The 9,837-nt window shown below is 35.7% G+C and carries 10 protein-coding genes; 1 reads left to right on the top strand and 9 read right to left on the bottom strand.

The window, feature by feature from the left end; translation table 11 throughout:
• The first annotated feature begins 269 nt into the window (after positions 1–269).
• Positions 270–1,967 (top strand): short-chain dehydrogenase, encoded by a 1,698-nt coding sequence (locus FJ213_12000; protein MBM4176875.1) that lies wholly within the window; start codon positions 270–272, stop codon positions 1,965–1,967.
• 170 nt (positions 1,968–2,137) lie between these two features.
• On the opposite strand, the gene FJ213_12005 is transcribed toward FJ213_12000, so the two are convergent.
• The 9 genes from FJ213_12005 to lnt all read right to left on the bottom strand — a co-directional run bounded on the left by FJ213_12005 (position 2,138) and on the right by lnt (position 9,837).
• A complete protein-coding gene (locus FJ213_12005) occupies positions 2,138–2,623 on the bottom strand; it encodes a tetratricopeptide repeat protein (GenBank protein ID MBM4176876.1) in 486 nt (161 codons plus the stop codon).
• A gap of 111 nt (positions 2,624–2,734) precedes the next feature.
• Positions 2,735–3,751, bottom strand: coding sequence for a YihY/virulence factor BrkB family protein (locus FJ213_12010; GenBank protein MBM4176877.1), 1,017 nt, complete (start codon positions 3,749–3,751; stop codon positions 2,735–2,737).
• Positions 3,752–3,756: 5 nt separating this feature from the next.
• Positions 3,757–5,976, bottom strand: coding sequence for a phosphoribosylformylglycinamidine synthase subunit PurL (gene purL / locus FJ213_12015; protein MBM4176878.1), 2,220 nt, complete (start codon positions 5,974–5,976; stop codon positions 3,757–3,759).
• Between the two features lie 78 nt (positions 5,977–6,054).
• On the bottom strand, positions 6,055–6,318 hold the full coding sequence (locus tag FJ213_12020; GenBank protein ID MBM4176879.1) for a hypothetical protein: 264 nt from the start codon (positions 6,316–6,318) through the stop codon (positions 6,055–6,057).
• Positions 6,315–6,554: a hypothetical protein gene (locus FJ213_12025; protein MBM4176880.1), complete on the bottom strand. Its 240-nt coding sequence runs from the start codon at positions 6,552–6,554 to the stop codon at positions 6,315–6,317. Before FJ213_12025 ends, FJ213_12020 begins: the two co-directional genes overlap by 4 nt.
• A 38-nt stretch (positions 6,555–6,592) precedes the next feature.
• Positions 6,593–7,288 (bottom strand): 3'-5' exonuclease, encoded by a 696-nt coding sequence (locus tag FJ213_12030; GenBank protein MBM4176881.1) that lies wholly within the window; start codon positions 7,286–7,288, stop codon positions 6,593–6,595.
• Positions 7,285–7,746 (bottom strand): acyl-CoA thioesterase, encoded by a 462-nt coding sequence (locus tag FJ213_12035; protein MBM4176882.1) that lies wholly within the window; start codon positions 7,744–7,746, stop codon positions 7,285–7,287. Before FJ213_12035 ends, FJ213_12030 begins: the two co-directional genes overlap by 4 nt.
• Positions 7,747–7,754: 8 nt before the next feature.
• The gene (locus FJ213_12040) at positions 7,755–8,801 is read right to left on the bottom strand and encodes an aminotransferase class I/II-fold pyridoxal phosphate-dependent enzyme (GenBank protein MBM4176883.1); all 1,047 of its coding nucleotides are present in this window, start codon (positions 8,799–8,801) and stop codon (positions 7,755–7,757) included.
• Positions 8,788–9,837: an apolipoprotein N-acyltransferase gene (gene lnt / locus FJ213_12045; GenBank protein ID MBM4176884.1), complete on the bottom strand. Its 1,050-nt coding sequence runs from the start codon at positions 9,835–9,837 to the stop codon at positions 8,788–8,790. The genes FJ213_12040 and lnt overlap by 14 nt, the downstream gene beginning before the upstream one ends.

A 9,837-nucleotide genomic window follows, 5' to 3' on the forward strand; every position in this document is an offset into this window, starting at 1 on the left:
TTATCTTTTGCTTCTAATTCGAGCAAAACATTTTCTTGGTTAAGTAAATCGCTGATTTTCATCTTATAGTATTCATTAATTAAGCGTTCAAATATAAATTAACGTTATTCTAAAATCAATTGCAGGTTTTTTTTGTGAGTTTAAGTAAAATTCGTAATGAATAGATAGATGCTTTTCGAAAATTATAGCTAAAGATTTCTCAATTGAGTAATTTGCATTGAATTTTAATGGTTATTGAACTGAAACAATCCTTCTTGAGAGAGGCATAAATGGATATTAAAAATAAAACTGTATTGATACTTGGCGGCTGGGGTTTAGTTGGCTCGGCAGTTGCACGAAAAATAATTGTTAAAAATCCTGAAAAGATCATCCTTGCATCACTGCAGGAATACGAGGCGAAGGAAGCAGTTGAAAGTCTGCGGAATGAATTTCCAAATTTCCCGCCAGAAAATATTATTCCGTGGTGGGGAAATATTTTTTTACGAAAAGAATTTAAAGATAAAAATAGATTTGACTTACTCTCAGACTCCGAATCGAGAGATATTTTAATTAATGATGTTCTCGAGGAATTAAGTGATGAAATTCTTCATGCTTCAAGTTTATATGACTTGATAACTACTTACGAACCAAAAATAGTAATCGACAGCATTAACACAGCGACAGCAATTGCATATCAAGATTTATATTCTGTAAGCAGAGATGTTCGTAAATCTCTGAAAAGTAAAAATATCGATGACATTTTATTCCAAACAGAAAGACTTCTTGCAACTCTTTATATACCGCAGTTGATCAGACACGTTCAAATTTTATATAAAAGCATGAGCGATGCAAACTCGCAAATCTATGTTAAGATTGGTACAAGTGGAACTGGAGGAATGGGATTAAACATTCCATACACGCACAGCGAAGAAAAACCTTCAAGAGTATTGCTAAGCAAATCTTCTGTTGCAGGAGCTCATACTCTTCTATTATTTTTGATTGCCCGAACTCCAGATGCACCAATCACAAAAGAAATTAAACCAACTGCTGCAATTGCTTGGAAAAAAATTGCTTTCGGTGAGATCAGAAAAGGCGGAAAGCCAGTGGAGCTCTTTGACTGTCCGGTTGAAAATGCCGTTCAGCTTGAAAAAATATTCAAGATTAAAGATGAAGTCGCGATCAATAAAAAAGAAGAAACGTTAAAAGCTGTTTTTATTGACACTGGTGAAAATGGAATTTTTTCGCGCGGTGAGTTTGATGCGATATCAAGTCTTGGTCAGATGGAATATGTAACCCCTGAAGAAATTGCTCAATCAGTTGTGCAGGAAATCCGCGGCGGCAACACCGGTCATGATATTATCAACGCACTCGACCATGCTTCATTAGAACCTACTTACCGTGCTGGATTTATGCACCACAGTGCAATTAAAAAAATGAAGAAACTAGAAACCGAATATCAGACAGACAGCGTTGCATTTGAAATGCTAGGACCTCCGAGACTATCCAAACTATTATATGAGGCACAATTACTTAGAATACTATTTACTTCAATGAGAAATGTTGTAAAGAAAAATCCAAAAGAAATTTCAAACACGATTTTTGAATACATTAAAACCGATAGTGATATCCGTGCTAAAATGATTTCTATTGGCATTCCTATATTACTTCCTGACGGAAAACAATTATTAAGAGGAAAGGATATAAAAATTCCTCCATACCGCGGCGAAAACGAATTGAAGATTGATGATAAGAAAATTGAACTGTGGTCGAATGATGGATGGGTTGATTTAAGAGAAAAAAATTGGAAAAAATGGATAGAGAGATTCGATACAATTATTAAAACAACTGATTCAATTCCATTCGACGAAACTAGTTCTCGATATGTTCGTGATAGAGATTATTGGAATAATTTCGATGAGATTGACATAGGTAAGATCGTCGGTTGGATTTTTATTTATGAAGACCTCGGCGAGCGAATGAAAGCATAATTTTCATTTCAATCGGAACTTTAGTCAAAATGTTCATAAGGTTGTTAAAGTTCATAAAGAAATAACTTTCCACTCAACAAACTTTTAACTTTACGAACTTTTTACTTTATGAACTTTAAGAACTTTTTACTTTATGAACTTTCAACTTTATGAACTTTAAGAACTAAATTCTAATTCATCCAGCTTACTAGGCGGGTGATTGCATCTTTTGCAGGCTGATAATCCGGTTTGCATCCAAGCGCACGAGTATAGTAGCCAATCGCTTCATTCCACTCCCCTTTCTTCTCCATTATTTTGCCCAAATTGTAATATGGATATTGCTTGGATTCATATCGTTTCGCATGGAGAGCTGATTCTAACCAATGAATTGCTTCTTCGTAATGACCGAGAGCAATTAAATAAACTCCAATATCATTGTATGGATTTCCAAAATCTTTATCCAACTCAATTGCTTTTTTACATTCTTCTATAGCGTGTTCATAATCTCCACGAAAACTATAAGTCCAGCCAAGGAATGTATAAGCTTCAGCAGTTGGGTGCAGTTGAATAGACATTTGGTATGTGTTGATTGCTTCATCTAATTCTCCACGCATTTGTAATTCATATGCACGTTGAAAAAGCTGGCTGGCTCGTTTTATGTTTTCGTTAAATTCCATTTATTAATAATTTCTTTTTCAATCTACTTATAAAAATATAATAAGTTTCGGATTTAATTCGAATACAATAATTTTACCTTTGATTTTGAGTCAATTGAAATTTGTTTCAATTCAGTAATTACTCTTCTTTTTTCTCTTTTTAATTCTAAAATCGGAAGATTTTGGTAATTTTTTAGGCAGATAGAGGTGTAAATCTTCGAGCTTTATTAACTTTCGCTTGGATGTCGCAAGAAGTTTTTGCCTTTCCCTGTAAAGCTGACCAAAAATAGCTGCAAAAACAAATATGACTGAGCTGATGTAAAGCCAGAATGCAATAATTATCACAAATGTAACGTTTCCGTAAATTTTTCCATAGTTTACTACATTAGTGATGTAGTATCCAAAACCATATTTAGAAATTTCAAAAAATAGTGTTGCCCAAAATGCAGAAACAAAATAAACCTTGTGCGACATTTTTTCGTAAGGAATCAGTCCATAAAGAACATATGCTAGAAGCAGCGTAAGACTAAAAAGTATAAGATTTAAAACGTAATGCTCGAATGATGACAAATCAAGCTCATGAAAAATCCAGGCATCTGCAAAGATTGTTTTTCCAATCTGAAAAAGTGGGCTTAACATTACGATAAAGGAGAAGAAAACAATAGTCAAGATTACCATTCCAATATCACGCAATTTTGCGACGAGAGCGCTTTTATCTTTTTTTATCCCATAAATATCATTTAATATCGTCCGCACTGTTGAGAATAATCCGCTGCAAGTTAGAAATAAACCGATCGTGCCAATAATACCGACTATAGTTTTGTATTCAATGAATTCATCGACTCTTTCAAAAATAATATCGCGGATTTGATCTGTATACGCCGTGTAAGGTATTAGCTTATCTAGGAAAAGATTTATTTGAAAATAAATATCCTGCGATTCAAGTACATTTCCTAAATAGGCAAAGATTATCAGAATGAATGGGATGATACATAAAATTATATTAAAAGTAAGAGCTGAGCCAAACAAAAAAACATGATGCTCATCTGCCTTGTTATAGATCCCAATTGAATAAAATTTAATCCAACCTATTATTTTTTTCCAGGTTGAAAGTTTGGGTGTTTTTGAAGTTTCTGATTTCTGAGCCATCGTTTCTATGACATTATTTTGTTAATCGCATTAAAATATGCATCGTTAATTTTTTCTATCGATAAATTAAGATTATCATTAATTAAAAGTTTACATGTTTTCACCGTTCCTATCATTTCGAAAGGGATATCGAGAAAATGAAGCTCATTTTCAATCCGTGATTTATCTAGTGGTGAAATTGAAATTAGAACTCGTGATTGACTTTCAGAAAAAAGATAATGATCAAATCTGAAAGATGGAATGCAATTAATTTCTGCTCCAAATTGTTTGTCTCTATTCATAATACATGCTTCAGCTAATGCAACTCCGAGTCCACCATCGCTTAAATCATGTGCTGAAACTACTAATCCATGTTTAATGAGCTTGAGAAGACCTTTATGAAGTTTTCTTTCAAAATGTAAATCGATCATCGGCGGTGGACCAAAAATTTTATTGTGGATCACTTTTAGAAATTCAGTACCTCCGATTTCCTCTTTTGTTTCACCAAGTATATAAATTAAATCCCCCTCATTTTGGAAATAAGATTTTGTGATCCATTTTACATCATCGATTATTCCAAGCATTCCAATAACCGGGGTTGGAAAAACGACTCTGTTCGGACTTTCGTTATAGAAACTAACATTCCCACCTGTTACTGGAGTTTCGAGCACTCTGCACGCTTCACCAATTCCTCCAATAGCCTCTTTGAATTGCCAATAAATTTCCGGTTTATAAGGATTACCGAAATTTAAACAATTCGTAATTGCAATAGGCATTGCACCAGAACAAACTATATTTCTTGCAGACTCTGCGACAGCAATCATTGCTCCAACTTTTGGATTTAAATACACATATCTTGCATTGCAATCAGTCTTAACTGCAAGTGCTTTGTTTGTCTTTTTTATCCGTACAACGGCAGCATCGCAGCCGGGTGCGATGACAGTATTAGTTCCAACGCCGTAGTCATATTGATGGTATACCCATGATTTATTCGCAATGTTTGGTGAAGACAAAATTTTTAGTAGAACTAAATTCAAATCTTTTTGCTCAGGCAACAAAGTGAAGTCGAGATTATTGACTTCATCAAGATATTTTGGTCTCCGAGTTTCACGTTTATATACTGGAGCTCCTCCGCCTAAAACCAACGAGGATGCGGGCACTTCTCCCTTCAGTTCACCTTGCTGATAAAAAAATAATTTATCTTCATCTATCACTTCACCAATTTGCACACAATTCAAATCCCATTTATTAAAAATTTGTTTAAGTCTCTCTTCGTTTCCCCTTTTACAAACGACAAGCATTCTCTCCTGCGATTCTGAAAGTAATATCTCGTATGAACTCATTCCTTCTTCTCTCAGCGGTACAAGATCTAAATTGATTTTCATTCCGGAATTTCCGCGGGCGCTCATCTCAGATGTCGAACAAATTATTCCAGCTGCACCCATATCTTGAATACCGACTATTAAATTCAGTTTAATAACTTCGAGAGTTGCTTCAAGCAAAAGTTTTTCCGCGAAGGGATCACCAACTTGAACATTTGAGCGTCGAGACTCTGATTCCTCAGATAATTCTTCCGATGCAAAGGTTGCTCCATGAATTCCATCTCGTCCAGTGGATGAACCAACAATGAAAACCGAATTCCCTTTCCCTTTAGCTACTGCGCGAGAAATGCGGTCAGTTTTTACAATTCCAACTGCCATAGCATTTACAAGACAATTATCTTGATAAGAATCTTCAAAATATACTTCACCGGCTATAGTCGGGACTCCGAAGCAATTTCCATAATCTCCGATTCCACGCACAACTCCATCGAATAAATATTTTGTTCGTTGATTGTCCAGTTCACCAAAACGAAGTGAATCAAGCGCTGCAATCGGTCTCGCTCCCATTGTGAAAATATCGCGAAGTATTCCTCCAACGCCAGTTGCTGCCCCTTGATACGGTTCAACAGCCGAAGGATGATTATGACTTTCAATCTTAAATGCGACTGCAAGTCCATCTCCAATATCAACAAGTCCAGCATTTTCTTCACCTGCTTGAACGAGCAAACGTTTACCTTCACGAGGAAGTGTTTTTAACAATGCAATTGAATTTTTGTAACTGCAATGTTCACTCCACATGACACTGAAAATTCCGAGTTCAGTAAAATTCGGTGTTCGACCTAATATTTCTAAAATCCAATTGTATTCTTCTTCATAAAGTCCGTGTTGAAGGGCGAGTTCGAGAGTTACAGTGAGTTCTTTCATAATCCTTAAGGGAGAAGTCTGAAAAAGATTTTTATCCAAAAACTCGGTACTAGCAAGAAAATCAAGACGAAAAAAGTTTTAAACAGCTTGCTCAATTCTAACTTTCAGGGTGAAACCCAATTTTTTTAATAGATTTTCACAATCTTCGAACTGCAAACCAAAAGTGCGAACATCAGCTAGACCTAAGTAACCGACTACTTCCGATAAGACAGCAGATTCTGCTTCATCAAATGATTCATTCATCATTGCATTTTCTGCCCAATTGACTAACTCGGCTAAGGTGAGTTTATGATGAAGGTAATCACTAATTTTTTCAGCTACATTTTCTTTTGTTATAATCATAGTTTTCTGTGTCCTTTATCTATTGGATACTTTTCGTGGATCTCAACTAAATTCCCATCGAAATTATAAATTTCCTGATAAAATTTCAAAGTCACCTCATTTTTATCAACTGCTTTAATATAATGTGCGTAATAACCAAATTTACCTTCGACTCTATACCAATAAATTCTTTCCCCCTCTTCTGTTTCTTTCCAATTACGAAATTTACTCTCGTTCTCTTTGCGTTTATTCATCAATTAGTAAGTTAAGTTTAATGATTTATCAACTAAAAAATTTATTTCTGAAATTCTAAATAATTTTTAAATATCAGAAACAACTGATACGTTGCGATCAAATCCTTTGCACAATATTCTGCGATATCTTTGAATTTCTTTTCTGCAAACATCTCATTTATGTTGTGCCCGGTGACTTCACCGCGCTTTGGACTTTCAATCCCAAACGCTTTGCAATAAAAATCAAGATTATATTTTCTGACAAGTCCATAAAAAGTAAATTGCTCAAGAAGATCACAATGTACTTTTGAGTCATATCTATAAGGAAGAAGATTTTTTGCGGGTTTGATTTTCATAATTGCAGAACGCAAGTGAAGAAACGGAGCATCAAAGCCACGTCCGTTAAATGTTACAAATCGTTCATACTTGTCAATGGTTTGCCAAAATGATTCGATTAACGATTTTTCATCTCCGGATCGAAAAGTGAAATGCTCATCATCGGACTTAAACTCTTCATTTCCTTCGGATTGAAACAGTATCAATCCCTTTTCTCTTTCCACATCATACAAACCGATAGCGACAATCTGTGCGGTGAGTGCGCTGAGATTTAAATAACGAATCACTTCATCTTTTTTAATCTGTTTTTTTTCTTCAGTCTCTTCCATTTCGGCAAATCGCATTAAGTATTCGCGTTGGAATTCATCGAAAGATTCGAATTGGTATCCGACGGTTTCAATATCGAATATAAGTGTTTTCATCCTCGAGTGATCTTTACGTTAGAATCAAACTTTTTTATTTCATCAATCAAACCCTCTGGTATCACAGCACGTTGACGTGTTTTATAATCTACATTTACAATCACATCACTTCCGAATGCAGCAAACTTGCCTGATGAGTTATTGAACAGGACTTGCTCGAATCCAAAACTTGAATTTTTTATGAAAGCAATTCGTGTATAAAGCGTTATTTCATCATCAATCGAGCAAGGTTCGTAATACTCACATGAATTTTTCACTACAAAGAAAAGAAGTCCATCGCTGAATGAACCGTTGGGATACATTTTCACCCCCATTTGCTTTCTGTAATCGATCCTTCCCATCTCGAAGTAATTAAAATATACAGCATTGTTCACAACATTTTGAAAATCAATCTCGTAGCTGCGGACTCTAAATTTCAGAACTGCAGGGAATAATTTTATGTCGAATTGTTTTTGCATAAAAGTCTTTAATCCTTTCCAACCTGAGATTTCAAGATTTGAATCGCCTCTTCAACATCCTCATCATAAACATTTAAATGCATAACTGCTCTTGCTAAAAACTTTTTACCGACTGAAAGCAGCAGTAAATTTCCATGACCCGATGGAGTTTTAACTTTCGCTGCAATTTCATTTGCAGTTAGTCCCTTCACTCCGAAGAGGATAATATTTGTTTCAACTGAAGCTGGATCAAGTTCGATCGATGGAAGTTGTGAAATTTCTTCGGCGAAATACTTTGCTCGTCTATGATCATCTGCTAATCTTTCATAATTATTCTCAATTGCATAGATCCCCGCTGCGGCAAGAATTCCTGCTTGCCTCATTCCTCCTCCCCAGGCTTTTCGGTAACGATGTGCGAGTTTAATAAATTCTTTTGTCCCAGCGATAACAGAACCGACAGGTGCACCCATTCCTTTCGATAAACAGACTGAGACTGAATCAAAATGCGAGGCAAATTCTTTCATGCTGATGCCGGTAGCAATTGATGCGTTCCATAATCGTGCACCATCAAGATGATATTTTAAATTATATTTCTCGCATACTGTTTTTATTCTTTTTATTTCTTCAATGGGGAAAATTGATCCTGCACCTCGATTATGCGTATTCTCAACACAAACAAGCTTAGTCTTTGGCAGATAATATGCTTCTGGTCGAATTAATTCTTCAACTTGTTCTGCTGTAAAAATTCCTCTGTTGCCATTTGCGGTTAAAACTTGCACATGAGAAATTCCGGCAATCGATCCTGATTCATAATTTAAAATGTGTGCATCTCTATCGCATATCAATTCATCCCAAGGTTGAGTATGAGTTTTGATGCAAAGTTGGTTTGCCATTGTGCCGCTGGGGACAAATAATGCCGTTTCTTTTCCAAGCAGGTCAGCAACTTTTTCCTGCAGCCTATTTACACTCGGATCTTCTCCATAAACATCATCACCGACTTCTGCATTTAACATAAACTCACGCATTTCTTTAGACGGCTTAGTAACCGTGTCACTGCGAAGGTCAATCATCCGCATTTAATTTCCTCACCTGAATTTTTCTGATATAAGTAATAATAAAAACAAAAATGCTAAATACAACAGAGATATAGCTTATTATATCCTGATATCTTGCATAGAAAGTTAAATCGTCCTTTAAATAAATATCACCAACTAAATACCTTCGTGTGTAAAGTTGGGTTTCATCAACTGTAACACCAATTGGATCTATCAGACATGAAATCCCACCGTTTGCAGCTCGCACAATCCATCTGCGATTTTCAACCGCACGAAATGTTGCAAACTGCTTATGCTGATAAGGACCAGAAAGTTCGCCGTACCAACTGTCATTAGTCACTACTACTAGGAATTGTGCTCCACTTTTTACAAAATCAGAATTGAATGCCGGGAAGATCGACTCATAGCAAACTCCTGCCGAAAATTTGATCGAATCACCATTTAAATCTTGAAATCCAAATACAGTTTGTTTATCCCAGACACTCCAATTGCTGATTCCAACACCCCACTTTATCCAATCGCCAAGAAATGGCAGATAGTGTAAATATGGTGAGCGTTCTGCAAATGGTACAAGTTTTCTTTTGCCATACTCTTGAAGCTTGTCTTCATTTGGAGAGAAAAGCACCGCACCATTATATGAATCGTAGTAATAAGCCGAATCACGCGATATTCTGCTCTCTGTTTTTGTTTCATCTTTTGAGAAATAGAAATGAACTAATGGTAATCCTGATAAAAGATGAACTTTATTTTCATTTACAAATTTTCTGATTCGTACGACTTCATCAGGATATCTACCACTTGTTAGATAAACTGGAACAGCAGTCTCAGGCCAGACAATTAATTTTGCACCTGCTTTGACTGCACTATCAGAGAGTGCTAAATAAATGCTGAGTTGCGAATTGACATCACCATCTTCCCACTTATCCCATGGATCAAAATCGGGCTGGATCATTGCGATCCGCAATTGTTTGCCTGGCGGATCAACATCGTTAATTACAATCTTACCATAAATGAAAAGTATCAATAAAATAATTACAACAATAGCAATCTTGTTCAG

This window comes from Ignavibacteria bacterium, from assembly GCA_016873845.1.
GTDB lineage: Bacteria > Bacteroidota > Ignavibacteria > Ch128b > Ch128b > JAHJVF01.

What these genes read in the sequence shown, in the direction of transcription:
- FJ213_12000 (MBM4176875.1), top strand. Translation starts at nt 270, where the DNA reads ATGGATATTAAAAATAAAACTGTATTGATACTTGGCGGCTGGGGTTTA.
- FJ213_12005 (MBM4176876.1), bottom strand. Translation starts at nt 2,623, where the DNA reads ATGGAATTTAACGAAAACATAAAACGAGCCAGCCAGCTTTTTCAACGT.
- FJ213_12010 (MBM4176877.1), bottom strand. Translation starts at nt 3,751, where the DNA reads ATGGCTCAGAAATCAGAAACTTCAAAAACACCCAAACTTTCAACCTGG.
- purL (MBM4176878.1), bottom strand. Translation starts at nt 5,976, where the DNA reads ATGAAAGAACTCACTGTAACTCTCGAACTCGCCCTTCAACACGGACTT.
- FJ213_12020 (MBM4176879.1), bottom strand. Translation starts at nt 6,318, where the DNA reads ATGATTATAACAAAAGAAAATGTAGCTGAAAAAATTAGTGATTACCTT.
- FJ213_12030 (MBM4176881.1), bottom strand. Translation starts at nt 7,288, where the DNA reads ATGAAAACACTTATATTCGATATTGAAACCGTCGGATACCAATTCGAA.
- FJ213_12035 (MBM4176882.1), bottom strand. Translation starts at nt 7,746, where the DNA reads ATGCAAAAACAATTCGACATAAAATTATTCCCTGCAGTTCTGAAATTT.
- FJ213_12040 (MBM4176883.1), bottom strand. Translation starts at nt 8,801, where the DNA reads ATGCGGATGATTGACCTTCGCAGTGACACGGTTACTAAGCCGTCTAAA.